At 67.4% G+C, this 24,949-nt stretch carries 27 protein-coding genes, 1 tRNA gene and 2 pseudogenes; 25 read left to right on the top strand and 5 right to left on the bottom strand.

Annotation, left to right across the window (positions count from 1 at the left end; genetic code table 11):
* Positions 1-36: 36 nt before the first annotated feature.
* Positions 37-1,320: an ATP-binding protein gene (locus G0D83_RS22585; protein ID WP_164196896.1), complete on the bottom strand. Its 1,284-nt coding sequence runs from the start codon at positions 1,318-1,320 to the stop codon at positions 37-39.
* A 54-nt stretch (positions 1,321-1,374) separates the two neighbouring features.
* Here G0D83_RS22585 and G0D83_RS22580 point away from each other — a divergent pair, with 54 nt between their 5' ends.
* On the top strand, positions 1,375-2,289 hold the full coding sequence (locus tag G0D83_RS22580) for an MBL fold metallo-hydrolase (protein WP_164196895.1): 915 nt from the start codon (positions 1,375-1,377) through the stop codon (positions 2,287-2,289).
* An 80-nt stretch (positions 2,290-2,369) separates the two neighbouring features.
* Positions 2,370-2,444 (top strand) — tRNA-Asn (locus G0D83_RS22575).
* 782 nt (positions 2,445-3,226) lie between these two features.
* Here G0D83_RS22575 and G0D83_RS22570 read toward each other — a convergent pair.
* Positions 3,227-4,183: a helix-turn-helix domain-containing protein gene (locus G0D83_RS22570; protein WP_164196894.1), complete on the bottom strand. Its 957-nt coding sequence runs from the start codon at positions 4,181-4,183 to the stop codon at positions 3,227-3,229.
* A gap of 156 nt (positions 4,184-4,339) precedes the next feature.
* On the opposite strand from G0D83_RS22570, the gene G0D83_RS22565 reads away from it, so the two are divergent.
* The gene (locus tag G0D83_RS22565) at positions 4,340-5,350 is read left to right on the top strand and encodes a carbon-nitrogen hydrolase family protein (protein ID WP_164196893.1); all 1,011 of its coding nucleotides are present in this window, start codon (positions 4,340-4,342) and stop codon (positions 5,348-5,350) included.
* Positions 5,351-5,810: 460 nt separating this feature from the next.
* Here G0D83_RS22565 and G0D83_RS22555 read toward each other — a convergent pair.
* From G0D83_RS22555 to G0D83_RS22545, 3 genes and pseudogenes are all read right to left on the bottom strand, one after another.
* Positions 5,811-6,712 (bottom strand): annotated as a pseudogene (locus tag G0D83_RS22555) (IS5 family transposase); the annotation flags it as partial.
* A 203-nt stretch (positions 6,713-6,915) separates the two neighbouring features.
* Complete coding sequence (locus tag G0D83_RS32330; protein ID WP_235939445.1) at positions 6,916-7,671, bottom strand: hypothetical protein; 756 nt, start codon at positions 7,669-7,671, stop codon at positions 6,916-6,918.
* The gene (locus G0D83_RS22545; RefSeq protein ID WP_164196892.1) at positions 7,668-8,153 is read right to left on the bottom strand and encodes a hypothetical protein; all 486 of its coding nucleotides are present in this window, start codon (positions 8,151-8,153) and stop codon (positions 7,668-7,670) included. Before G0D83_RS22545 ends, G0D83_RS32330 begins: the two co-directional genes overlap by 4 nt.
* A gap of 214 nt (positions 8,154-8,367) precedes the next feature.
* Here G0D83_RS22545 and G0D83_RS22540 point away from each other — a divergent pair, with 214 nt between their 5' ends.
* From G0D83_RS22540 to G0D83_RS22435, 22 genes and pseudogenes are all read left to right on the top strand, one after another.
* Positions 8,368-8,802: a hypothetical protein gene (locus G0D83_RS22540; protein ID WP_108965939.1), complete on the top strand. Its 435-nt coding sequence runs from the start codon at positions 8,368-8,370 to the stop codon at positions 8,800-8,802.
* Between the two features lie 18 nt (positions 8,803-8,820).
* Positions 8,821-9,195, top strand: a complete 375-nt coding sequence (pyp, locus tag G0D83_RS22535; protein WP_095880866.1) for a photoactive yellow protein — start codon at positions 8,821-8,823, stop codon at positions 9,193-9,195.
* 646 nt (positions 9,196-9,841) lie between these two features.
* Positions 9,842-10,330 (top strand): hypothetical protein, encoded by a 489-nt coding sequence (locus G0D83_RS22530; protein ID WP_164196891.1) that lies wholly within the window; start codon positions 9,842-9,844, stop codon positions 10,328-10,330.
* Between the two features lie 27 nt (positions 10,331-10,357).
* Positions 10,358-11,527, top strand: a complete 1,170-nt coding sequence (gene pcl, locus G0D83_RS22525) for a 4-coumarate--CoA ligase (protein ID WP_164196890.1) — start codon at positions 10,358-10,360, stop codon at positions 11,525-11,527.
* A 112-nt stretch (positions 11,528-11,639) separates the two neighbouring features.
* Entirely contained in the window at positions 11,640-12,593 is a 954-nt protein-coding gene (locus G0D83_RS22520; RefSeq protein ID WP_164196889.1) for an AAA family ATPase, read from the top strand.
* Complete coding sequence (locus G0D83_RS22515; protein ID WP_164196888.1) at positions 12,590-12,835, top strand: hypothetical protein; 246 nt, start codon at positions 12,590-12,592, stop codon at positions 12,833-12,835. Before G0D83_RS22520 ends, G0D83_RS22515 begins: the two co-directional genes overlap by 4 nt.
* Positions 12,826-13,161 (top strand): gas vesicle protein GvpO, encoded by a 336-nt coding sequence (gene gvpO / locus G0D83_RS22510; protein ID WP_164196887.1) that lies wholly within the window; start codon positions 12,826-12,828, stop codon positions 13,159-13,161. Before G0D83_RS22515 ends, gvpO begins: the two co-directional genes overlap by 10 nt.
* Before the next feature lie 26 nt (positions 13,162-13,187).
* Positions 13,188-13,325, top strand: a pseudogene (gvpJ, locus tag G0D83_RS32860) (gas vesicle protein GvpJ); the annotation flags it as partial.
* A 152-nt stretch (positions 13,326-13,477) separates the two neighbouring features.
* The gene (locus G0D83_RS22500) at positions 13,478-13,978 is read left to right on the top strand and encodes an Hsp20/alpha crystallin family protein (protein WP_164196885.1); all 501 of its coding nucleotides are present in this window, start codon (positions 13,478-13,480) and stop codon (positions 13,976-13,978) included.
* Positions 13,975-14,748, top strand: coding sequence for a GvpL/GvpF family gas vesicle protein (locus tag G0D83_RS22495; RefSeq protein WP_164196884.1), 774 nt, complete (start codon positions 13,975-13,977; stop codon positions 14,746-14,748). Before G0D83_RS22500 ends, G0D83_RS22495 begins: the two co-directional genes overlap by 4 nt.
* Positions 14,748-14,993 (top strand): gas vesicle protein GvpG, encoded by a 246-nt coding sequence (locus tag G0D83_RS22490; protein ID WP_164196883.1) that lies wholly within the window; start codon positions 14,748-14,750, stop codon positions 14,991-14,993. Before G0D83_RS22495 ends, G0D83_RS22490 begins: the two co-directional genes overlap by 1 nt.
* On the top strand, positions 14,990-15,901 hold the full coding sequence (locus G0D83_RS22485) for a GvpL/GvpF family gas vesicle protein (RefSeq protein WP_164196882.1): 912 nt from the start codon (positions 14,990-14,992) through the stop codon (positions 15,899-15,901). The genes G0D83_RS22490 and G0D83_RS22485 overlap by 4 nt, the downstream gene beginning before the upstream one ends.
* Positions 15,898-16,590 carry a GvpL/GvpF family gas vesicle protein gene (locus tag G0D83_RS22480; protein WP_164196881.1) on the top strand — a complete coding sequence of 231 codons (693 nt, stop codon included), beginning with the start codon at positions 15,898-15,900 and terminating at the stop codon, positions 16,588-16,590. Before G0D83_RS22485 ends, G0D83_RS22480 begins: the two co-directional genes overlap by 4 nt.
* Positions 16,583-16,786: a gas vesicle protein gene (locus G0D83_RS22475; RefSeq protein WP_164196880.1), complete on the top strand. Its 204-nt coding sequence runs from the start codon at positions 16,583-16,585 to the stop codon at positions 16,784-16,786. The genes G0D83_RS22480 and G0D83_RS22475 overlap by 8 nt, the downstream gene beginning before the upstream one ends.
* Entirely contained in the window at positions 16,783-17,397 is a 615-nt protein-coding gene (locus G0D83_RS22470) for a hypothetical protein (protein ID WP_164196879.1), read from the top strand. The genes G0D83_RS22475 and G0D83_RS22470 overlap by 4 nt, the downstream gene beginning before the upstream one ends.
* On the top strand, positions 17,397-17,726 hold the full coding sequence (locus G0D83_RS22465; RefSeq protein WP_108965971.1) for a gas vesicle protein K: 330 nt from the start codon (positions 17,397-17,399) through the stop codon (positions 17,724-17,726). The genes G0D83_RS22470 and G0D83_RS22465 overlap by 1 nt, the downstream gene beginning before the upstream one ends.
* A 67-nt stretch (positions 17,727-17,793) precedes the next feature.
* The gene (locus tag G0D83_RS22460) at positions 17,794-19,713 is read left to right on the top strand and encodes a chemotaxis protein CheW (RefSeq protein ID WP_164196878.1); all 1,920 of its coding nucleotides are present in this window, start codon (positions 17,794-17,796) and stop codon (positions 19,711-19,713) included.
* Entirely contained in the window at positions 19,710-20,624 is a 915-nt protein-coding gene (locus tag G0D83_RS22455; protein ID WP_164196877.1) for a hypothetical protein, read from the top strand. Before G0D83_RS22460 ends, G0D83_RS22455 begins: the two co-directional genes overlap by 4 nt.
* A gap of 258 nt (positions 20,625-20,882) precedes the next feature.
* Positions 20,883-21,095, top strand: a complete 213-nt coding sequence (gene gvpA, locus G0D83_RS22450) for a gas vesicle structural protein GvpA (RefSeq protein WP_095882104.1) — start codon at positions 20,883-20,885, stop codon at positions 21,093-21,095.
* 163 nt (positions 21,096-21,258) lie between these two features.
* The gene (locus tag G0D83_RS22445; protein WP_164196876.1) at positions 21,259-24,009 is read left to right on the top strand and encodes a PAS domain-containing methyl-accepting chemotaxis protein; all 2,751 of its coding nucleotides are present in this window, start codon (positions 21,259-21,261) and stop codon (positions 24,007-24,009) included.
* Positions 23,999-24,436, top strand: a complete 438-nt coding sequence (locus G0D83_RS22440; RefSeq protein WP_164196875.1) for a hypothetical protein — start codon at positions 23,999-24,001, stop codon at positions 24,434-24,436. The genes G0D83_RS22445 and G0D83_RS22440 overlap by 11 nt, the downstream gene beginning before the upstream one ends.
* Positions 24,433-24,810 (top strand): hypothetical protein, encoded by a 378-nt coding sequence (locus G0D83_RS22435; RefSeq protein ID WP_235940326.1) that lies wholly within the window; start codon positions 24,433-24,435, stop codon positions 24,808-24,810. Before G0D83_RS22440 ends, G0D83_RS22435 begins: the two co-directional genes overlap by 4 nt.
* Positions 24,811-24,949 lie beyond the last annotated feature (139 nt).

The raw sequence follows: 24,949 nt of genomic DNA, 5'->3' as shown, positions 1-24,949 counted from the left end.
GGGGCGCGCCATGTCCGGCGCGCCGCCCCTGCGCCATCAGCGCGCGATGACGATGTCCGCGCGCAGACCGCCAAGCGTGTCGCTCTCACCCAGCCGCAGCACGCCGCCATGGGCGCGCGCGACATCCGCCGCGATCGCCAGCCCCAGCCCGACGCCGGTGCCGCGGTCCTGGTTGCGCGCCGGGTCGAGCCGGGTGAAGGGCTTCATCGCCTCCTCGCGCCGCTCCGGCGCAATCCCCGGCCCGTCGTCCTCGACCCGGATCCGCAGCGACTTGTCCGTGAGGGTCACCGAAACCTCGCAGCGGGTGCCATAGCGCACCGCGTTTCCAACAAGGTTCTCCAGCGCCCGGCGCAGCGCCACAGGGCGCACGCTCACCTCGCCCGCCCCCTCAATCTGCCCCAGGCTCACCGCCTTGCCGCTGCGCTGCGCATCGGCCACCACCGAGGCGGCCAGCGCCACCGGATCCACCGGCTCGGCCACCCCGTCCTGCGAATTGCCGCGGGCGAAGTCGAGGAAGGCGTCGATGAGCCGCTGCATGTCGTCAACGTCGCGCTCGAGCGGCTCGCGGTCCGCGTCGTCAAGCATCGACAGGCCGAGCCGCAGCCGGGTGATCGGCGTGCGCAGGTCATGGCTGACCCCCGAGAGCATCATCGTCCGCTGCTCGATCTGCCGCTCGATCCGGTTGCGCATGTCGAGAAAGGCATTGCCCGCCGCCCGCACCTCGACCGCCCCGCCCGGCTGATAGGGCACATGCCGACCGCGGCCAAAGGCCTCGGCGGCCTCGGCCAGCCGGGTGATCGGGCGCAGCTGGTTGCGCAGGTAGAAAAAGGCGATCAGCGTCATCAGGATGCCGAAGACCATCATGTTGACCAAGAGCTGGTGCGGGTTCGAGGCCGAGGCGCGCTGGCGCGAGAACTCCACCTTGTAAAGCGTGCCGCGCGAGCCGCGCAGATAGAGCTCGACGTCATTGTCATTGGGCAGCATCACCCGCAGCACGCCGGGCACGAAACCGCGCAGCGTCTCGGCAACCACGATGCCCGAGAAGTCGAACCAGCGCCGCTGGTCAGCCGGGGGCAGCGCCGCCTCGCCCACCTCCCGCATCTTCAGCCCGAGCGGCGCAGCCGCCGCCGGCGCGTGCAGCGCATAGCGCACGTCGCGCGCCACGCCGCGCGTCATCTGCTGCGAGACACCCTCGAAATGGCGTTGCACAAACACCACCGAGACCACCAACTGAATGGTGAAGACCGGCAGGATGAGGATCAGCGCCGCACGCGCGTAGATGCCGCGCGGCATGTAACGTTTGAGCCACTGGAAGAACATGCGCTAACCCTAGCCGAGGCGCCGAGGCGCCACCATCTGCAAACGAGAGCCAAGATGATCGATCCCCAGCCCGACTTCCAGCCTGTTCCGGGCCACGCCGAGGCGCTTGCGCCCGGGCTGCGCCGGGTGCTAGCGCCGAACCCCTCGCCGATGACCTTTCGCGGCACCAATACATATGTGCTCGGCACGGGCGCGCTGGCGGTGATCGATCCCGGCCCGTGCTCCGAGCCGCATCTCGAGGCCATCCTCGCGGCGGTCGGACCGGGCCAGCACATCAGCCATATTCTCGTCACCCACGCGCATCTCGACCATTCCCCCCTCGCCCGCCCGCTCGCCGAGGCCACCGGCGCGCCGGTGCTGGCCTTCGGAGACGCCCGCGCCGGACGCAGCGAGATGATGCAGCGGCTTGCCGAGACGGGCCTCGCCGGCGGCGGCGAAGGCGTCGATGCGGGCTTCGCGCCTGATGAAGAGCTGCCCGACGGCGCGGTGATCGCCGCGGAGGGCTGGCGCCTCGAAGTGATTCACACCCCGGGCCATTTCGGCAACCATCTGAGCTTTGCCTGGGGAGACGTTCTGTTCTCGGGGGATCTGGTGATGGGCTGGGCAAGTTCGCTGGTCTCGCCCCCCGATGGCGACCTCGGCGCCTTCATGAACTCGCTGGAACGGCTGCGCCGCACTCGCTGGTCTCGGCTTCACCCCGGCCATGGTGCCCCGGTCGAGGCCCCCCTCGAACGGATCGACGCGCTGCGCGCCCATCGCCGCGCCCGCGAAGCGGCGATCCTCACCGCGCTCGCCGACGGCCCCGCCGATGCCGCGAGTCTCGCGACCGTCATCTATCACGACACAAACCCCGCGCTTTTGCCCGCCGCAGCGCGCAATGTGCTGGCGCACCTCATCGACCTCACCCAGCGTAAAGCCGTGATTCCGCTAGGCAATCTCGAAAAGAACTGCGTCTTTTCAAGGGCATGAAAGAAAATTCACGCCGGAGCGAAAAAACTTCAAAAAGCCTCTGGACGCCCGGAGTCGCCATTGCTAAACACCCCCCACGTTCCGGCGTAGCTCAGCGGTAGAGCAGTTGACTGTTAATCAATTGGTCGTAGGTTCGATCCCTACCGCCGGAGCCAAACTTCTCGCAAGAGCTTGAAGTTTCGGCAGAAAACCCCCGGGTCTCGGCAGAGGCCTGGGGGTTTTGCGTTTCGCTTTGCACAATGTGGTGCACAAGCGTTTGCACAAGCCTCCCGGAGCCTGCGCGGCACCTCCACCTCAGGAGGCCCAGAGTTGGCAACTGCTCAACCCCATCTCGAGCACCGCGCCACCGGCTTCGACTGGCGTCGGCGCGTCCCTGCCCGCGCCCGAAGCCGGTTCGAACCGGATTTTTTCTGATTTCCATTGCGCACTCACGTTCCCCGCGAAACCGCAGAACGGGCCCGGCGCCTGACCGCCATCAGCGGGTTCTGCTTCAACGCGGAGCCGGACGTGTCGCCCGACGTCACGACCAATATCCTGGTGACCTATGCGCGGATCGAAATTGATTTATGCGATCGCCTGCGCGCCCCGGCGGAGGCCGCCATAAACTGGAGGCGGCGTCACGCGTGTCGCTCCGCGGCGCGATCTTCCGCTGCGACCACCCCCCTGCACTGAACCCGATCCGGGCCGTCGCACCAAGATTGGCAGATGCCTGATCAAAGCCATTTCGTCCTCGCGACCGGCCGACCGCTGATGAGTCAGCCAGCCGTTCTCAAGCACTTATATCCGTCCGAAGACGTTCTCGTTCATTCAGGTGGCCGGTCGCATCCCTCCAAGCCGCTTCCGCCAGCGGCAAGAGATCTTCCGCGCGACACAGACCATATGGATCGCATCAACAGGGCACATATCATGGTCTCGGACAAACGCCCCCCTACTGGCGTCAGGACCGTGAAGCGAGCTCCGACCGGAAGTCTGACGGTGTCTGGCCGAAGCGTTTGCGGAACATGCGCGAAAAGCTCTGAAAGTTCACGATTCCACGGTGATAGGCGATCTCACTGATCGAGCGATGGGACAGCTGACTGTTGGCGAGATCTGCCGCGATCCTATTCAGCCGAGCTGTTGCGATCTCGCGGGAAATGGAACTGCCCTCGATTTGGAACAACTCGTTAAGCCGGCGCACCGAAAGCCCCGTTTCCCCTGCGACCGCCGTCCGGTCCAGATCCGGGTTGCCCAGGTGCTGAGAGATGAAGGCACGCGCCCGCAACAGGATCAGTTGATCGTAAGAATGGAGGTCGGCAACCGCAGGCTGCATCGTGGCAAATACCGCTACGAGGAGGTCCATGATCGCATTCTGGCTTTGCGCCTGCGCACAGTCCGGCGTCTCGTCCAGTGATGCCACCAATCGGGGAAGGATCTCTGCGGCCAGCTTGCCGAACCCGCTGAGCGTCGGGGCCTTGATCGCGGTCAGCGCTTCAGCACAGGGCAGGCGGTCAAGGAAATCCGCCTTCGGAAACTGAAGGACGACCTGCGAGAAATCGTCTGGCAGCGTCAGCCGGTAGCTGCTCGAACTGCAATAAAGCGCAAAATTGCCCGGCTCGAGCCGAGCCAGTCGCCCAGCCTGTTCCACGAACCCCGTCTTCTGCAGCTGCAAGCTGACGAGAAAGGTCTCTTCGCCGCTTCGGGATACATGGGTCTGGCTCCGGGTTACGGTCTGGTTGCTGCCCTTCACGTAGGATGTGGAGAGATGCGCGCGCCGCTTGAGGTCGATCTGACCGTGAAAGGACCGAGGTGTCGCCGTGGCGCAATCGAGTTCGACATAGCTATCGCAGACCGCCTCGCGCCAATAGGCGAACCGATCCGTGGGGCGTGCATCCTGCGTCGTGAATCGCTTTTCCATAACGGGATCTTAACAGAGGCCTAGCGAAACCGAAAAAAAGACCTCTCTCCTCCGCTCAAAAATACACCACCTTCCGCCCAGGTGGACACGCGCGGCGATACGAGACGTGTCTATCCTCTCTTCATAACAACAAGACGCCAACAGAGAGATAGCACCATGACCGGACCCACCAAAGTCGCTGCCGTTCAGGCCGCCCCCATCTTCATGAACCTCGATGCCAGTATCGACAAAGCCATCGGCCTGATCGAAGAGGCTGCCGCCCAAGGCGTCAAACTGATCGCCTTTCCGGAAACCTACCTGCCGGGCTATCCGTGGTATATCTGGCTCGACGCTCCGGCGATGACTATGCACAATGTGCCGGTATATGCGGCGAATTCTATCACCGAGGGCAGCCCGCAGGACAAACGGCTGGCCGAAGCCGCCCGGGCGAACAAGATCCACGTGGTCATGGGCCTGTCGTGGAACCGCAACGGCACGCTCTACATCGCGCAGTGGCACTACGGCCCCGACGGGCAGGTCATTTCCCGCCGGCGGAAGCTGAAAGCAACCCATGTCGAGCGCACGGTCTATGGCGAAGGCGATGGCAGCGACATGAAGGTTTATGACACCGACATTGGCCGCGTCGGCGCGCTGTGTTGCTGGGAACACCTGCATCCGCTGAACAAATACGCCATGTTCGCGCAAAACGAGCAGATCCATATCGGCGCCTGGCCAAGCTTCTCGGTCTACGAGGGCGGGGCCTATGCGCTCGGGCCGGAGGTGAACACATCCGCCAGCCGCATGTACGCGGTCGAGGGTCAGTGCTTTGTCATCGCCCCCTGCGCCACCGTCTCGGACGAGATGATCGAGGCGCTCTGCGACACGCCGGTGAAGCAGCAGCTGCTGAAGAAGGGGGGAGGCTATGCCCGCATCTTTGCCCCCGACGGCTCGCCCATGGGCGAAAACCTCGCCCCGGACGAAGAGGGTCTGGTGATCGCCGACATCGACCTCAACATGATCGCCATCGGCAAGGCCGCCGCCGATCCCTGTGGGCATTATTCGCGCCCGGACGTGTTCCGGCTGATGGTCAACAACAAGCCCGCTCCTGTCGTCATGGCCTTTAGCAACGAATACGCACAGCCGGTCGAGACGGCCGACAGCGAAACCGACGACGCGCTGGCCGAGTAGTCGGTCTGGCGCCCGGCTTCGGTCGGGCGCCGCAATCCTGAGCGAAGACCCGGAGCTTCTGGCTGCCTTCCCCGGTGCCAACCTTGTGGTGCGGGTTGAAGTGACCGGCTGTTTCCTTAACTGCGCGCGCTACATCCACAAACACGTCCGCGTTTCCGAAAGCCCCTATGTGCCAGATGCCGCGGGCCAGCAGCCTTTCCCGTCGTGGAAACGCATTGACATGCTGCAAGACGTCCTGCCCCCTTGGGACAAGGGCCGGACCGAAGCTGAAGGTGGCGAGATCACCTTCGACGACTATATGGGCAAGGTTATGGATGGCACGTCGTGAAGTTGGCGACGCACCCATGATCGGCCCATTTAGACGTTGCAGGTGACAGCGAAGAATGTCGCAGCCGGGCAGGCAAAACAGGTCGAAGCGCAGAGCGAGGCCAGTGTCGTCTCGGAGCCTTTCGCAACGACACTCCGCGCCCTGACGGTCGAAGTTTCGGGCGGACAGGAGTTGCCGCAAGAGCTTGATGCAGTGCATCTTGATCTCGGCGCGGCTTCGGCGGTGATAGCCGCTCCATCGTCGCCTGATCGACCGGCCAACACGCTTCATTGTCCGCAGGATTTCGTTCCGAGCGAGGGCTCCTGCGGTGTCAGGCTTGCATGGTTTGGCGTGCTTGCGGTGTGGGGTGATCGCGGCAGCTCCACGGGCGGCGATGGCGTCCTGACACTTGCGGGTATCGAAAACCCCGTCGGCAGTGACGCTGGCGATCTCCCGCACCGGCGGTATCTGGTCAAGCAGTTCGGGTAGCATCGGGGCGTCGCCGATCTCGCTGGAGGTGAACTCCGCCGCCCGGATTTCCAGCGTCTGCTCGTCGATCCCGATGTGGATCTTCCGCCAGACGCGCTGCTTGGAACCGCCATGCTTGCGGGCGTTCCCCTCGCCGTCACCCTCGACCTTGATGCCGGTGCCGTCCACTGCCCGGCAGGGCATTGCAAAGCAATGTCCCGAGAGGGGATCAGCAGGTGCAGTGGGCCGTTCGATCCAGAATAGGGAATGTTGACCTTCAGGGTCTTCTGGCACCGCGACAACGTGCTGAAGTCTGGCACGGCCCAGTCCAAGCCGATCAGTCGCTGCAGACTCTCGCCGAACCTTGTTGTCTGTCGAAGCGCCATGCCGAACAGCACCTTCATCGTCGGGCAGGTCTGGATAGAGGCATCACCATAGGCGGGATGCCGTCCGCGCTTGCCGGTCGGCGCGGCTTCCGAGGTCATGGCGGGGTCGAACCAGATCGTCAAAGAGCCGCGGCGCTTTAACGCTTCGTTGTAGCTCGGCCAGTTCCGGGCCTTCTAGGTCGGGGGTGTCGGTCTGCTCATGCAGCCCAGCTACAACTCTGTATTCACGATATAAATCTCTCACGGTATTTGTGCAAAAGAGCCTCTACGCGGCTTCCAATGCGGCGAAGGATAAGGCTCCTGCCGCGATGGCCCGGCGATGATCGCTATCACGGCGCGAGGCTTCGATCTAAGGGCAGTCAATAGCCGACGGGTCGCAGAGGCGCCCCCGAGCCGATTGGGCGTTACAGGGGCGCGAGCGGAGTCTGGCCGTCGGGCCCGCCGAGCTCGCTCTTCGCGAAATCGATCCAGTCCTGAACGTCGACGAGTTGCCCCACCAGACCCAATCCCTGCGTCAGCCTGACGGCGTCGGCTGTGGTCAGCTGCTCAAGCGAGCCGATCCCATTCGCATGAAGCAGCCATACGAGCCCGATCCCGGCGCCGGGGAGGCGATTCAATGAGCTGGCACGCAGCTCCGCCTCCGTCCAGCACAGCGTGCTGTCCGGCGCTTCGCCTGTCTCGCTGGACACATCCGCGCAGGGAGCCTCTGGCGACGTCGGCGCCATGGCCGGGGCTAGCGGGGCTTCCTGATCAGCCTGTTCCCCCGTCGACTCCGCATCGCCGGGAAGTTGCTGCGGATCCGCGTCACCCCCGGTCGGTCGCGCCTCACTGGTCTCGCCCTGGTGCTGCATGGGCTCGGCCCCTGCCCCATCCCCCGCCGCATCCCCTGCCCCATCCCCTGTCACATCGGCGGCCTCAGGCGCCTGCGATGCGGCAGCGGGCAGCGGGTCGCCCGCCTCTGAGCGCACCATGTCAGCCGTCTGACGGGAGACCAAAATCGGAAGCTCCTCTGGAAGGACTCCCTGCGGAGACCCCGCCACTGCGGCGCGCCCCGGAGAACTGCGCCGCGCGAGCCGGTCTTGGCGCAGCGACCGCAGACTGCGCCTTGCTTCGGCACGGACGGAGCGCACCCAGTCCGCGTAGGTTTCGTGATCGCTCATGCGCGCTCCTTTCGCCCGATCCCATCTCGAAGGCCGATCCACTGCGGCAGCGCCAAACCGGCAAGGCGGCGCAACCGCTCGGCCCGACGCGCCTCGCACAGCCAGGTTTCAAGCTGCTCGAGCAGCGCCCGGGCATCTTGGGGATGAGTTGCATCGCGGCGTTGCGGCCGGCACGCCGCCTCAATCCAGTCAAGGGCCGCGCCGAGATCGGCAACAACGGCCGCGTCGTCTTTCCCATCAAGCCGCAGCGATATCGCCAGCCGCCCATCGGTGCGCGCCCAGAGCGCCAGTTCGTCCGGCGGAGCCCCTGCCCCTGCCCCTGCTCCGGTGCACCAGACCGTGCGGCTGGCTTTGCGCCCCATGAAATTCAGCGGTTTGCGACCGGCCCGAGGCAGGATCACGCGCCGCGGATCACCAGCATCGGGCAGCCTGGCAGGGTCCGGGCACGCCTCGGGTGCGGTCAGGGCCTTGGCCGAGGTCATTCCTCGTCCCCTCCTTTCAATGACATGCCGGGGCGAGCCTGAGGGAAATACGCTAACCGAAAGTGAAGAAAAAAACTTTGGCGATTCTAGCAATGAAAGGGAAACCACTTAAGAATTGTTCGTTTGGAAATCCTGCACGCGTCGCTTACTCCGAAGCCACGGAAAAGTTCACGATAGAGCAGTCTACTAAGCGGCTGAAAGGAGCGTTCCGAGTATGGAAACGATTGGATACCTGAAGGAAAGCGGAGGTCGCTTCGAATTCCACTCAGATCAGTTCGGCCTTGTCGTCCGCGGAAATTATCCCGAGTGGGTTCTCGCCGCCGCAGCCGAGATCATTCGTGACAACACGAAACTCGAAGCCGACAGCCGGATGGAGGAATTGACTGCCCTGGTGGAATTCGGCGAGGCGAGCGAGATCGATATAGACGCGCATAAAGTCGACATGAAGTTCCGCTACGAGGTGCTTCCGCAATGCGTCGTGACCATGGGCACGATGGATTATCGCTGGGCGGACCAGGAGGGGCGCGAGAAGCTGACCGAGTTCGACGGTCACACGATGCGCCGGCTGCATGACATGTCCCTGACCCGCAACGACAGCTTTCTCGACGACGAGGACGGCGTGGACAAGAGCTCCGACGGAGCGGCGTGAACGAGCGAGGATCGATACATGGAAATCATTCCCTTTGGCAGCCAGGACATCGACAACATCCTGAGCCGCGAGCCCCAGCGGGCCGAATACCTTCCCTTCGGCGCCGTCCTGCTTGATCGCATGGGCAAGATCATCAAGTACAACAAGGCCGAAGGCCTGATCTCCAACCGGGTTCCCGCCGAGGTGATCGGGATGGATTTCTTCAACCAGATCGCCCCCTGCGCCAAGGGCAAGCGGTTCCACGGGGAGTTCATCAAGTTCCATCGCAGCGGCCAGGTGAACGTCATGTTCGACTATAAGTTCGCCTACAAGGGCACGGACGTGAACGTGAAGATCCACATGAAGTCGCAGCCGGACGGACAGTCCTGCTGGCTCTTCGTCAAAAGGGTCTGAGCACGGGGGCGAGCATGGTGGCCGAACAGAAATTCCTGATCCGGATCAAGCCGGAGCTGCGGCAGCTTCGCGCGAGGGCCGAGGCGGCGCCTCCGCTTCCTCTGCCGGCCGCCGCACCCGCCCGGCTTGTCCAGGGCGCCAGCCCCTCCGCGATCGTCACCGCCGGCGGCGATGCGTCCGCGAGGGCGGGAACCCGGCCGCCTCCCCGCCCGATCAGGTTGCGCAGGGATGGCCTGCGACCGCTGTGTGTCGAGGCAGTGCCCGTGCTCGTGCTCCCTCTCGAGCCAGGGCCTGGTTCGCCCGGCCGCGGCGAGGAGGGGCGCGAGGCGACCTCGGTTGGGTGTTCCGTCGGTCCGCAGGAGCGCGGGCACTTGGCGCTCTACCTCGATCCCGAGGACCGCCTCGTCGCCCACATCAGAGAGCCGCGGGACGACACCAGGCGCCCGGCCTTCCGCGCCGCCTGGATCACCAATCAGTCTGATCTTCGAGCCCTTCTTGGGACGGCCCGCCCCGACGGATGCGCCACACTGCCCGCCGGTCCGCGCGGGCCGGAAGACGCGCGACCCCGGACCCGCCCATGGGACTCCGGTCCCGACCCTGTCACTCGAGCCCGAGCAGCCGGACCCACCCGGCAAGAGGAGTAGCGATGCCCTACATGACAGACCGACAGCCGACCGACCATGTCCTGCCCCTCCACGACGCCCCGTCCGACACCCACCCCGCCGACGCATTGACCTATTGCCTGCGGCGGGTCGGGGCTCGCCCGCTCGAGTTCACCGGCGTGGAGTTGGGCATGGCGATGAGCTTCAATCCCGAGTTGCCCTGGTGGTACGAGTTCAACATCTTCCGCAGCGACTCTGGCTTCGTGGTGAGCATTAAGCGGTTCCACGTGTCAGAGGACGAGACCGACTATTGCCGGGCCTGGCACTTTTCCGATCTCGACGCCGCCATGTCTGCGCTCGAAAGCTATGACGCTGCGCAGGATGTCCCGGTGGGTCGGCACATGCCCCCGGCTGATGCGACCGCAGCCGAGTTGGCCGCCAAGGCCGTCCAGCTGCGGGCCGAGATCGCCGAGACCCGCGCGCATTTCGCCAGCCTCGTGGGCGAGTTCCTGCACGATCTGGACGAGACCTGAGGCCGGAGGGCCACGCCGGAGGGCGCCATGATCCGCCGCAACGATGCCCTGCGCTTGTGCAAGTCCGTAATCTTCGAGGAGCTTCAGCGGCTAGACCCGTCGCGCGCCCGGCGCATGCCGGCGGCGCTCTGGACGGATGAGACGCGCATCGACGAAGACGGTCTCGGCTTCGACAGCCTCTCGAGGATCGATCTCGTGTCGGCAATGACCGCAAGATTCGCGCTGCATCGCTCGGGGGTCGAGGATTACATGCTGCTGCATCCCGAGCTGGGAACCTGGGCGCAGCTTCTCGAGTCGCATTTTCAGAGCGCGGCCCCGGATCTGTCCCTGGCCTTCCACAGTTCCGGCAGCACTGGCACGCCCAAGGTCGTGCAGCACCCTCTGGAGCTCCTGGTCGAGGAAGTCGAGGCACATGCGGCACGCAGCCTTGTCGAAAGGCCCGGTCGGGTTGTCGCGCTGGTGCCGCCGCATCACATCTTCGGCTTTCTGTTCACCGTGCTCCTGCCCGCGCGGCTGGGGGTGCCGGTGCTCGATCTCGCCAGCAGGGGGCCTGGCGCGCTGTCCCGGGAGCTGCAGGACGGCGATCTGATCGTCGGCACGCCGCACATCTTCGGCCGGGTGTTGACGCTGCTTTCGGGCAAGCCCGTCGCAGCCCATGCGCTAAGCTCCACCGCCCCGGCCCCGCCGGAGCTCTGGACCGCGGTCACCCGGGCGGGCCTGGGCGCGCTGACCGAGATCTTCGGCGCCTCCGAGACGGGGGGCGTCGGGCACCGCGCCGACCCCGACGCGCCCTTCCGCCTCATGCCCTATCTCGAACCGGGCAATCCGCCACGGCGCCGGGGCGCCGCCATCGCCCTGCAGGATCACCTCCGCTGGTCGGAGGACGGACGGGCCTTCACCATTCACGGCCGCCACGACCGGAGCGTGCAGATTGCCGGTCACACTGTCTCGTTGCACGCCGTGGTCGCGGCGTTGGAGGCGCAACCCGAGGTCGCCCATGCCTGCGTCCGGCAGGACGGCGATCGACTCAAATGCTACATCGTGCCCTGCGCCGGAGCCGATGCCGCCGCGCTGGAGGAGCGGTTGCGCGCGGAGATGGCGGCGCGCCACGCGCCGGCCGCACGCCCGCTTAGCTACACATTCGGTCCGCAACTGCCGCGAGATCCCATGGGAAAGCTGGCCGACTGGCAGTCTTGAGTGCGCCATCCCGCAAAAAACTCCGCCCGCGATTAAGACCGGATTCACCACCATCGCGCTAAGACAAGACCAGAGACCGTCCCGCGTTCGATGTCGAGGAAAGGAGTTCGCCATGGCCCAGCCCGAGTGCCCTGCAGATTTCCGGCTGCCCATGCAAGAACGCCCGCTGTTCGAAGATGACGAGATCGTCTCGCTGCAGAGCCGCGCCATGGCCTACCTTGCCGCGGATGTCCCGGTGCACCTACGTGGCCCTGCCGGCATGGGAAAGACCACCCTGGCGCTGCGCATCGCCGGCCGTCTCGGGCGACCTGTCTCCTTTCTCACCGGCGATCGCTGGCTGACGCGCGAGGATCTCGTCGGCCGCGAGATCGGTCGCATCTCGCGCCAGACGGTGGATGCCTACGTCAGCCGGGTCCGGCGTACCGAGACCCAGGAGCGGACGGACTGGCAAGACGCGATCCTGGCCGACGCCATGCGCCTGGGGCACACGCTGGTCTACGACGAGTTCACCCGTGCCCCGCCGACGGCCAATGCCGTGCTTCTGCCGGTGCTCGAGGAGCGTGTCCTGGTGTTCCACGACGCCCGCGCGGGGCGGCAGCGCCTCGAGGCGCATCCCGACTTCCGCATGCTGCTGACGTCCAATCCGCACGAATATGTCGGGGTTGAGCATCCGCCGGACGCGCTGATCGACCGGGTGGTGACCTTCGATCTCGACGGCATGCCGGCCGAGACCGAAAGCGGCATCGTCGCGGCGCGCACCGGGCTCGACAGGGCCAAGGCGGCGCAGCTGGTCACGCTTGTGCGATCCCTGCGCCGGATTTTGCCCGGCACCCCCGCCTCGCTGCGCACGGCCCTGCTGCTCGGGCGCCTCCTCGCCGCCCAGAAGGTGGAGGTCGACGCGCGAGACAGCCGTTTCGTGCAGATCTGCGTCGATGTTCTGCGCAGCCGCTCAGTGCGTGGATCGGGTTCGGCCGATGGCTTCGAAGCCGCCCTGAAGACCGCGCTGGACGGGCTGCGCGCCGGCGACGCGCCCGCCTCCGACGCCCCCATGCAGGTGGCTTCATGAGACGCCCGCCCGCATGCCCTCCGCGGCGCCCGAACTCCGCTCTGCGCCGCCCGCCCCGCACCCGAACCGAAGCCGCGGTGGAACTGGTGAAGGTGGAGTTCAAGCGCGATCGCCTCCGCCGGGAGCTTGAGGCCATGAAACGCCGCGCCGGTCTTTCCGCGACCGAACTTCGCGCCCACGCGCTTCGGGCGCAGCGGCTGCTGGCCCGGCTGGCCTCGCCGGAGGAGGATCCGTGGCCGTGACCGCCCGCAAGAGACCCGCCCCCCCGGCCCCGGCAACGGCCCCGGCCGCGCAAACAAGTGATCCGGGCCGCCCGATCTCCCTGCAGCAGGCGATGGACAGGGCGCGCGCCGCGCTGCAGGACATCACCCCGTTGCCGATCGAGGGCATCGCAAGTTCCGAGCGGGACCCCGGCGGATGGCGCATCGTCGCCGAGGTGCTCGAGGCACCGGCCCGCATGGGCGACAACGACCTCCTGGCTGCCTACGAACTCGCGCTTGACCCCACCGGCGAGTTGACCGGCTTCCGCCGACTGCGCCGCTACCATCGAGAGGATCGCGAAGAATGACCCACAGCAGCCATCACGGGCAGTCCATGCAGCCGGACGGGCTCGCTGACATCCTCGAGCGCATTCTCGACAAGGGCATCGTCGTCGCCGGCGATGTCTCGGTCTCGCTGGTCGGGATCGAGCTGCTGTCGATCCGGCTCAGGCTGCTGGTCGCCACCGTCGACAAGGCCAAGGAGCTGGGCATCAACTGGTGGGAAAGCGACCCCCACCTTTCGGCGGAGGCACGCCGCCTGGAGCAGGAGAACGCGGCCCTGCTTGAGCGGGTGAGCGCCCTCGAATCCCGGCTGGAGCAGCTGCCAATACCGGGAGCGCGCGCATGAGTCCCCGAAACCTCGGAACGGGTCCGGCGGACGATACCGGTCAAGAGCCGCCCTCGGACGGGTCCCCCGAGGCAGCCGCGCGGATCGAGGCGCTCGACCTGCGTCTGCGCGGGCTGATCGGCGCGTTTGCAGAGAGTTTGCAGAGGATCGGCGAGAGCCTGCCTCCGCGTTCCGAAACCGCCATTGCCGAGGTTTCGCGCAACGTCCGTCTCGGCACCCTCGCGGATTTCCTGGAAGCCTCCTCGCACCGGGACCGCAGCGTGCCGGAGCACCGCATCGTGCAAGACGCCACCGCCTGGACGCTCGAGGCGCATCTTCCCGGCGTCCCCCTGCACGAACTCCGCATCGAGGTGCATCGGGGCCGCCTGACCCTCACCTCGCCTGGGCACCAGCTCCGCTGCTCGCTTCCCCAAGACCTGCGGGAAGGCGTGCTCTGGATGCGCTTTCAAGGGGGCTGGCTGACGGTGGAAGCCTCGCGCGCGGGGACCTCGGCATGACTGCGGCCTACCTCTACGGGTTGCTGCGCTGCGACACGCTGGGCGCCCGGCTGGCCCGCCATCCGATCGACGGCGCTTTCGGCCCGGTGCAGGCCCTGGCGATGGACGGTGCGGTGCTCGCAATGACGCCGCACGACGGGCAGCCGGTGCCGCAACGCCGGCGCTATCTCATGGCGCATGCCCGCGTGCTCGAGGTGCTGATGTCTCACGGCCCGGTGCTGCCGTTCCGCTTCGGTCATGTGGTGCGCGACACCGCGCACCTCAGCGGGATGCTGCGCGCGGCAAAGGCGCAGATCACCCGGAATTTCACCCGGATCGAGGGCCATGCCGAGGTCGGTCTGCGGGTCGAGTTCGACCGCACCGCCGCGCTGCAGGCAACGCTCGCGGCCGCGCCGGGCCTTGCCCGGCAGCGTGACGCGCTGCTCGCGCGCGGCGGGGGCGGGCGCCTCGCCCAGATTGAGCTCGGGCGCCGGGTCGCCGAGGCGCTGGAGGCGCGGCGCACCGTCTGCCAGCACGCTTTGCTCCGGCGCCTCGCGCCCCTCGCCCGCGCCCATGTGCTCCATCCTCCCGAGGACGATGTGCAGGTGCTGCGTGCGGCCTTTCTCTTGCCCGAAACGGCGGTCGAGGCCTTTTCCCAGGCCGCGGACCAGGCCGCCTCGTCCTGCGATTTCGCCGGCGCGCCCCCGCACCTGCGCCTCGTTCATCCCACGCCGCCCTTCAACTTCGTCTCCTTCTCCCTGGCGGCGGAGCCGGACCCCGAGGTGGTCTGATGGGCCTCTTGCGCAAGCTTCTCTGCGTCCCGGTGACCGCGCCTTTCTCGGGCGCACTTTGGGTCACCGCGCAACTCGCGCAGGCGGCAGAGGCCGAATTCTACGACCCGGTCCGCATCCGGCGCGAGATCGAGGCGCTGGCCCGCGCGGCCGATCGCGGCGATCTCGACGAAGCAAGTTACGACGCGGAAGAAGAGGTGCTGATGGCGCGCCTGGCCGAAGCCGCGCGGCGGGGCGCGCCATGATGGCGCCGCTCGCCATCTTGCGGCGTGACGCACCGATGCCGCTGCCGGCGGGTCTCTCGGCCGAGCCCTGCGGCGCGCTCCTGCTCGTGCGCGCGCCTGACATGCCGGGTCACAGGGTGACCTTCGGCAAGGGACGCCGCGCGGTCCTGCAGCGCGCCGGACACCGCCAGGCGCAGCTTGAGTCCCTTCTGCCGCTGGGGCCGGTTCTCGCGATTCAGGCCGGATCTCGGCTCACGCGTGGCGACCTGTCCCCCTCCCAGGCGGAACTGGCCGAGTGGTGCGATCGGCTTGCCGGCCGGATCCAGTTCCAGCTGACCGCCGCCTGGGACGGCCACGCGCCGCGCCCACCGGCGCCTGCCTCGGCCGCGCTGAAATCTTGGATGGAAGAGCGGCTGTCGCACCTGGCGCGCGACAGCATCGAGCTGCCGCTTGGCGGCGGCGATACGCTGGTCAATCGAATCCTGCTCATCGACAGCAGCGACGCAGACCGGCTCGACACGCTGCTGGCAGAGATCGACGCGCGCTGCCCGGACCGGCTGCGCCTGCGGCTCGTCGGGCCGAGCCCCGCGGTGTCCTTCGCGCTCGCGTCGCTGCATCGGGTCTCCGGTACGGATGTGTGCGCCGCGGCAGCCGCGCTTGGCCTGGCCCTTCCCACACCACCAACCGGCGCGGCGCTCGCCGCATTGGCCCCCCTGCTCCCCGAGCGCCGCAGGCAGGCGCTCATGCAAGGCTGCAGCACCGAGCACAGCCGTCTTCTGGCCCGGGTCTGTGCGCTCACCCTGCCCTCGGGGCCGGTGGACGACGTGCCGATCCTCGCCGTCAGGCGCGAGGGATGCGCCGCTCCGGTCGGGCCACGCAGCCTTCCGGGGCCGAGCGCCGCGCCACGACACCAGGGGACAGGCCGATGAGGGTGCTTCAGCTGCATGGGCTGATCAGCCCGGGCGGTCCCGCCCCCGCCCCTGCCGCACCGCCGCACCGGCAGCTTCCGCTTGGCCCGGTGAGCGCCATCGTGACCGAGGGCGCCCTCGCACCGACGGAGCAATCCGCCCTCGACAGCTTGCTGGCGCATGACCGGCTGCTCTCGTGCTACCTCGTGCGGGGCCCCGTGATGCCCGTGCGTTTCGGAACCTGGTTTTCCGGCCCGCGCGCCCTGCAGGCGGCGCTGACCGAGCGTCTCGACGAATGCGCAGCCCGGCTCGAGGCGCTGCGCGGCCACGCGGAATACGCGCTGACGGTCGAGCCCGGGGAGGCGGCCCAGGCGGTCGATGCCGCGCCCTCTCCGAAGACCGGGCGGGATTTCCTGTGGCGCCGCAAACTGCGGCGAGACGCAAGGCTCGAGGCATCCGGGGCGCGGGGCCTGGCGCTGCGCACGCTCGGCCAACGCGCGGCCGAGCTCGCCGCCGAAGCCGAGCCACGCCCGGCCCGGGCGCCTCGCCTCTCGGAGCTATCGCTGCTGATGACCTCCGCGAAGGCCGCGCATCTTCGCCGGCCTCTGCCTGGCTGGGGCGCCGAACACGGCCTGGTCGCGCGCCTCGCCGGCCCTTTCCCGCCCTACAGCTTTGCCCACGTCAGCATGGAGACGCCCACCGATGTCTGATCCGTTTCTCATTTCCCCCGCCGCCGCCGCCCGCAGCGACACCCCGGCGCTGGTCGACCTCGTCGACCGGGTGCTCGACCGGGGCTGCGTCATCGAGGGCGAACTCTGGCTGACGGTGGCCGATGTCGATCTGCTCTATCTCGGGCTCAAGGCCGTCTTGACGACACCGGAGCGCCTGTCCCGGAGCGGCGGATGAGGGTGCTGGGCCTCTGCCGGGTCGAAGAGAGCGGCGCGCTGCCGCATCTGCGCGCCGGCCCGCTGGCGCTGCTGACCGCCGATGGGCCGGCGCAGGCCCGGCTCGGGCTGTGCCTGTCGGCGCATCGCGCGCTGCCCGCCTTCCTGCCGTTCGCGGTGAGGTCCGCGCCCGAACCCGGGGTCGCCCGGTCCTGGGCCGCGGCGCGCAGCAGCCTGTTGCTCGAGGTGCTGGAGCGTCTCCGGGGGCAGTCCGAGATGATCCTCACCCTGTCGCAGCCCGAGCGCCAGACCGCCGCACCCGTCAATGGCCGCGCCTATCTGCGGGCGCGGCTGGAGAGGATCGAGGCGCAGCACCGGCTCGGCACCCAACTTGCGGCTCTGGCGCCGCGGGCGCTGGGTCTGCGCGGGGACAGGGGCGCGGCGCGGGCCGAGTCGGCCTTGCTGCTGCCCGATGGCGAGATGAGGGTGCAGGCCCGGAGTCTTGCCGCCGCCTGCCCGTCCGAGCTTCGCCTCAGCCTGAGCGGACCTTGGCCCGCCTTCCTTCACGGCGCGCGGCTCTGCAAGGCGGCCGATCGGACGGGCGACGCAGCCAGCGCCAAGGAGTCCGCGTGATGTCAGACCCGTCCGCCCCCCACGATGATGCCCGCGACGACCCATTGGCCGACGCGCTGCCCGACATGACAAGGCTCCGCATCGACCCCGAGCGGGTGGAGCAGGACCTGGCGCGGCTTGTTCTGGGACTGATGGCCTTCCTGCGCCAATTGATGGAGCTGCAGGCGGTCCGCCGGATGGAGGCGGGCAGCCTGACGCCCGAGCAGGAAGAGCGGCTTGGAACAACCTTGATGCGCGCGGAAGAAGCGCTGCACCGTCTGGCGGCGCAGTTCGGCCTCTCGCCCGAGGATCTCTCGCTCGACCTCGGCGCGCTGGGGCGCACGATCTGACGGCACTTAACCCCCTGTTAGCCCTCCCCATCTAGGATCGGACTCACCGATGACGGGAGACTGGCTCTTGGCTTCTGCACACGCGAATGAGCAGGTGATCACGGCTCTGGACGATGTGTCTGCGCCCGCTGCGCCTGCGACGGTCGATGCCGCCGAAGGCCGCGCGACCCGCGACGGCGGCGCAGCCGCTCAACATGCGCCTTCAGAGCACGAGCCCCGTGCGACCCCGGTGGAGCAGCGGTCGCCCGAGCCGCCGTCCACCGGCCCCGCCTCGGACGCGGCGTCGGTCGTGGTCGCGATGGCGCAGGCCGAATTGGACCGCCTGCCCGACGAGGACGGCTCCGCCGAAGCCCCGGTGACCCACGGCGAGGAGACTGAAAGGCCGGGGGCCGAACGCTGCGAGACCGCGCTCACCGAAGGACCTGGGCTGCCACTTTCATCCCGGGCCGAGAGTCCGGAGGCTCCTGCTCCACCGCGTCCCGGTCCGTCCGAAGCCGAGCCAGCGCCGCAACCGGGGGCGGCGGCCGAACCGGCCAAGGTGGACCCGCACGCCGCGACGGACGGACCGTCCAGGCGTCAGCCGAGCGAGATCTTCGGGCTCATCGACGTAGGTGGCTGCCGCCTGGCCATTCCGGCCCAAAGTGTCCGCGAGGCAGTGCCCTTCCCCACGACCCTCAGCACGCTGGCGGCGCCCCTTCCGGGGCTGTTGGGGGCGATGGTGCTGCGCCGCGACACGATCCCGCTGGTCGATCTCGGGATCCTCCTCGGCCTCCCGTCGCCCCTATCGCCGCAGGAACGCGTTGTGGTCATTCTCATCAGCCCCGGGACCGAGCGGCTGGTCGGGCTCGTGGTCGACAGCCTCGAGGGCATGACCGCACTCGAGCCCGGGCGGATCACCCGCATGGGAATTTCCGGGCACAGCGATCTCTTGGCCGGCGCGCGCAGCTTCGTGCGGGACGGCGTGGTGGTTGGGCTTCTCGATCCGCAGCGGCTCTTCGACCTGCCCGAGCTCCCCTACGCCCTGCCGCGCGACAGGGGCGCCGCAGCCGCGGCGGGCCCGGCGCGGGATGCCCTGGCCGTCCTGCTCTGCAGCTACGCCGGCCAGAGCATTGCCTTTCCCGTGGCCGAGATCCAGGCCACCATTCCCATGCACCCCCTGTTGCCGAGCCCCATGGCCCATGCGCCCTGCGATGGCGTGATCGAACACCATGGCCGAGAAATCCCGATCCTCGACAGCCTGCATCTCTTGGGGTTCGGAGGCAACTTCTCCCGCCCCGAAAGGTCGGCCTCGGTGGCGATGCGGGTCCCTGGGGGCGGGCTGATCTGCGTCGAGATCGATCGCTTCTTCGACATCACGCATGTGCCGCGCGACGCGCTTCTCGCGCTGCCGCCGGCGATATCGCAGCGCAGTGACCTCTTCACCGGGGTCTACATGCACGGCGACGGCACGCACTTCATGGTCATCGACAGTGCGGCCCTGCTCTCGGAGGAGGTGGTGGTGCAACTCGCCGGCACGACGATTGCCGCCAGCGCCGGTACCGGCGCCGATCCCGCCATGGACCACGGTGCGCAGGGTGCGGATCCGTGCCTCATCTACCACGCGGCGCAGCGCCGGATGGGATGCCGACTGACCGACATCGTCGAGATCCTGCACCTGCCCGAAGAGCTGCTCTACGCCGAGGTCCGGCACGACGCCTACATGGGCTGCCTCCATCACCGCAGCCAGGTCATCCCGATATTTTCCGTGGCGCATGTCTTCGGCGAATTCGCCTTCTTCGAAGAGGGCAAGGCCTGCGTGCTGCTCTTCCGCATCGGTCCGAACCTGGTCGGCGCGGTGGCGGAAGGACTTCTCGAAGTGGCGCAGTGCTGCCGGGCCGGAACCGCCGCCGACAAAATGCTGCGCAAGACCGACACCGGCGAGTTCATTCCCTTTTTTGATGTCCTTCGGGACCTGCCGGTCGCCGCGATCATCGGAGGGCCGACGTGACCTGCAACGACGAGCCGACCCCACCGGAGCCGGACGACAGGCCCGAGGCTGGCTCCGCCATCGCGTTTCCCGACGTCGCGGGCCTGATCCAGGGCACAGAGGCAGAACTCAACCGGCGGTTCGACGACATGGAACTGGTGCTGATGGAATTGACCCAGCAACTGGCGAGCCCCGACCCCGAAGTGTCTCCCGACGCCCTGCCCCTCCGGTTGCAGGCGGGCTTCGAGCGGTTGGCCAAGGCGCTGGAAGAGGTCCGCTCGGACCGCGCCGAAGTGGTTGCGCGCGTCGAAACCATGCAGTCCGACCTGCTGCGCGGCTTGGAACGCCTGGGCCGCAAGGTGACCGGCAGCGCCGCAGCGCGCAGGAAGGAGCAGGCCCTGCTCACGAGGCTGGAGGAGGCGCTCGAGCTGCGCGCCCCCGCCGGACCGCCGCCAGACCAGGCCGAGCGGATCGACACGCTCGCTGCCAATGTCCAGCAGATCTCGGCCATCCTGCCAGACACGCTGGCGGAGATTCGGCGCGGGCTTGACCGGCTGAAGGGAGGACATGCGCCGGACCTCGATCCGCTGCGCGGAGAGGTCGGGCGCGGCTTCGATCGTCTGGCCAGCGCCCTTGGCAGCAGCGACAAGCGCCTCGCTGCCGAGCGCAAGGCTCTCGGCCAGTATCTGGGGGGCCTCGAGACGCTGATCCGCCGCCTCGAGGCGACCGCTCAACGACTCGAAGCCGCCTCCCCCCGACAGGCGGAGGCTGCGGACCCGGGGATGGGAGTCCGTCTCGGCCAACTTGAGACGCGGCTTCTTGGTCAGCAGGCCAGCTCTGCCGAGGCGCTACGCGACCTGACGATGATCGTCGCGGAATGGATGGCGCGGCAGGAGCGGCTGATCTCCGAAGAGCGCCGCGGCTCCGGATGAGGGGCGATGAGAATTTTAACCACATGAATTTGGGGCATTCACCCGGGATTATGGTTTCGGCGCTATCCGTCGTTCTGGGCGATCCATGGCGTTTCGCAACGCGAAGCGACATCGGCCAGATCAACGGGGGCCATTGGACCTCGCTCTTTGAAACGGGCCGCATGACACGGGCCTACTGAAAACGGGCTTCTGAAAGACGGGCCACCGGAAAACAGGCCAGAAGAAAACGGGCCAGAAAACCACAGGAAAGGGTATCCCATGGCAGTTGAGAAAACTTTGGCATCCACCAGCCTCACCGAGGTGGTGGATCGCGTTCTGGACAAGGGGATCGTCGTCGATGCCTTCGTGCGAGTGTCGCTCGTCGGGATCGAGTTGCTTTCGATCGAGGTGCGTGCGGTCATCGCCTCGGTCGAAACCTGGCTCAAATACGCGGAGGCCATCGGGCTCACGGTCGATCCGCAAGCCGCCTGAGGCTGGCGCGACCCGGGCAAGACAGGGTGCCATCAGGGCTCCCTCCCGTCTGCCCCAACGCGCGCGCCCGCGGTCCGCTGGTACCGCGGGTTGAGCACCCGTTCTGCGGGGGGCTTTGCGGCGAGCGACCTTGCTGCGACTTCTCTGAAAAGGAACCCGGACCGTGACCGATCTCACGCGCGGCCTGTCTCTTTCCGACCTGTGCCAGGACATCCTCAATTCAGGCTTCACGGCGCGCCTGCGGCTGTCCGACGGGATGGTCCTCGCGCTCTCGCCCGACGCCCGCAAGAGCCTGGCCACGAAGACCCGGCTGCCCTGCCCGCCGAGCGAGCTTTTCGCCAGCGCCGCGCCGCTGCTGGACGCGTTCAAGAGCCTTGCGGCCCCGCAGGAGCTCGCGCTGACGCTCCGCGACGACCAGCGTCTCGCCGCCCGGATGATCGCCGTGCCGGACACGGAACCGGCCGAGGTGCTGCTGATCGGCACGCGGTCCGGGCCTGCGCGCCGAAGCCGCTTTTTCGACGCGATCAACGCCACCCAGGGCCTGCTCGAGTTGACCGCGGATTTGACGATCCTGTCGTGCAATCCCCGCGCGCTCGCCATGCTGGCCAGACCGGAGAGCGCGGTTGTCGGCCTCGCGCTGGCAGAGCTCAGCGCCACGCCCGACCAGACCGCGCCGCTCCTGCGCAGCATCGCGGCACGCCGGAGCGACTGCCACCGCCTGGATTTTCCCCTCGGCGACGGCAGCTGCAGACATGTCACCAGTAGCCTGGTGCCGCTGCTCGGCCAGTCGGGCCAGGTGGAACGCGTCTTTCTGGTGCTGCGCGACGCCACCGAGGAAACCACCGAGACCCGGCGCGCCCAGAGCATCGCCTCCGCCGTGGAAGAGACAATGTCAGTGGTGGAATTCGATTCCATCGGGACGATTCTGGAAGTGAACCCCTGCTACCTTGCGCTGACGGGCTACGCCGCAGAGGAACTCCTGGGGCAGAACCAGAGCATCCTCTGCGCGCCCTCTCAAACCGAGGATGCGGCGCAGGCCGAGTTGTGGCGCCGGCTCACCGCCGGCGAGATCGTCACCGGCACCTACAAGCGGCGCACCAAGGACGGTGGCACGATCTGGATCGCGGCCTCTTACACCCCCGTGCCGGACCGCGAGGGAAAGCTCGACCGGGTCATCAAGGTCGCCCAGGACATCACCGAGAGTATCCTCCGGAGCGCCGATCTTCGCGCGATGCAGAGCGCGCTCGACCGTTCGAGCGCCCTTGCGGAATTCGATTCATCGGGTGTGATCCTGCACGCCAACGACAACTTTCTGGCGGCGCTCGGCTACGAGTTCGAAGAGGTCGTCGGGCGGCGGCACCGCGACCTTTTCCCCGCCCGAGTGGCGCAGGGCCCGGATCAGCGCGACTTGTGGAACAAGCTGAAGGCCGGCAGCCCGCAGTCGAGGGTCTTGGAGCACCTGGGCAAGGACGGCGCAAGCGTCTGGCTGCGCGCCAGCTATACGCCCGTGCGCGATGGCGAGGGCAAGGTCGCCAAGGTGCTGCAGATCGCCTATGACATCACCGCCGCGATGCAGGAGCAGGCCGAGGTCAGCGGCAAGCTGGCGGCGATCGATCGAAGCCAGGCGGTGATCGAGTTCGCGCTCGACGGCACGGTGCTCGGCGCCAACCGGAATTTCCTCGACCTGATGGGCTACGCGGAGACCGAGATCTCCGGCAAGCACCATCGGATCTTCTGCGAGCCGGACTACGCCAAGACCAACAGCTATGCCGAGTTCTGGAAGGCGCTGTCGGAGGGCGACTACCACCAGGGCGAGTACAAGCGGCTAAGCAAGGAGGGTCGCGAAGTCTGGATCCAGGCCACCTACAACCCGATCCTCGATGCCTCCGGCCATCCGGTGAAGGTGGTGAAATTCGCCATGGATGTCACCGCCCGCAAGCGTCACGAACTGGACGCCCAGAACCAGCTGCGCGCCATCGACCGAAGCCAGGCAATGATCCAGTTCGACATGGAAGGCCACGTGATCACCGCGAATGATACCTTCCTGCGGACAATGGGCTATTCGCTGCGCGAGGTGCAGCACCAGCATCATTCGATGTTTTGCGACCAGGACATGATCCGATCCGAGGAATACCGCGACTTCTGGGCCGACCTGCGCTCGGGGAAATTCCAGACCGGCCGCTATAGGCGGCTCGGGAAATTCGGCCGCGAGGTGTGGATCCTCGCGACCTATTCGCCCCTGCTCGACAGCCGCAATCGGCCGGTGGGCGTGGTGAAATGTGCCCAGGACATCACCCAGCAGGTGACGCTCGAGCAAGAGATCCAGAGGCAGGCTGACCGGATGAACGGCATCGTCGCCGAGCTCTCCGCCTCGATCAACAAGATCTCCGAGGCCACCCGCGCCTCGCTCGACGCCTCCGATTCCACCACGCGGACCGCCAGCGATGGGCTGGAGTTCCTCAACGCGGCGATCGAAGCGATCGAGCTCATCGAGAAATCCTCGTCCGAGATTGCCGAGATCACCCGGGTGATCTCGGAGATTGCCAACCAGACGAACCTTCTTGCCTTCAACGCCGCGATTGAGGCGGCGCGCGCCGGCGAGCACGGCGTGGGCTTCTCGGTCGTGGCCGACGAAGTGCGCAAGCTGGCCGAGCGCAGTTCCAAGGCGGCCCAGGAGATCGGCAAGCTCATCATCATCTCGGGCGAGCGGGTCAACCAGGGCACGGCGCGCTCGCGCAGCGCCCTGCAGAGCTTCGAGCAGATCGTGAATTCCTTGGGCCACACCGCGGAGTCGATCCGGACGATCGCGGACTGCGCAAGCTCTCAGGAAAACGTGTCGAGCGTCGTTGTTAGGATGATCGCGGATCTGAACAAGGCCGTGATCGCCAGATCGGGAAAATCCGATGGCGCGTGACGCCACCACGCGGTTGGCAGGGCGCCGGATGCCCGCCGCACTCGAGATACTCTCGAATGCGGCGGCGTCCGCAAATTCGGCAGGGACAGCGCTGGGCGCCGTCCGCCCAGATGTACCGCCCCCGCGCGCCCATTTGGCCGATGCGCGCGGGGGGCGCCTGACCGGCGCCTGGGGGCCGCCTGTTGTTCGATCTGGCGCAATCGCGCTCTACGCCCCGTCCGACGTGCCGATCTACGCGGCGCTTGGCGCTCTTGCTGGCGGTGCCGCCGTTCTGGATCTCCTACGGAATGCGCTCCTTCTGGGCGCTGTGCTGGGAGAGAAGGGCGTGGTGATGAACATCTTCGTCGGGCTTGGCCTGCTGGCGGAACCGGTTCAGGTTCGGCCGCAACCCGGCGGTCCTGGTCCCGAGACGAAGGCCGCCGCATGACCCGCGCGCCACGCCGCATCCCGCCCAAGGGCGGGTACCGCCAACGCCCTGTCGGCACCGGCATTACCTGGATTGACGAGCGCTTCATCCAGGACTTCCACCGCTACAACATCTGGCCCCTGCGCGGGCGGGAGCGGGATGTCATGGTCGACAGCGCCATGGGCGTGCTGCTCTCGGGCGACATCGTCTTTGACGGCCCGTTGACCGAAGACACCCCTCACGCCAAGGCAGATGCCTACATCCGTTCGATGCAACGCCGCGCGGCTGCCGGTGCGGATCGTGCACAGCGGACATTTCCCGTCGGTCTCCGGCGAGCGGCTGACCGAGATCTTCCCCGACTGGCTCAGGGACACGCGCGTATAGAGGGCGTCTAGAAGGCGTCTAGAGCGCCCCACCCGGATTGAGCGGCGGCAAGGCGGCCTGCCGCGCGCCGCGCGCTTCGCGGGGGCGGGCCGCCTCGAGTGCGCCGCGCAGGCCGGTCCAGGCCGTGTCCCCCGCCCCGGTCTCCTGCCC

Source organism: Salipiger sp. PrR003, assembly GCF_010500785.1.
GTDB classification, from domain to species: Bacteria; Pseudomonadota; Alphaproteobacteria; order Rhodobacterales; family Rhodobacteraceae; genus Salipiger; species Salipiger pacificus_A.
This window is presented reverse-complemented; position numbering and strand designations above follow the sequence as displayed.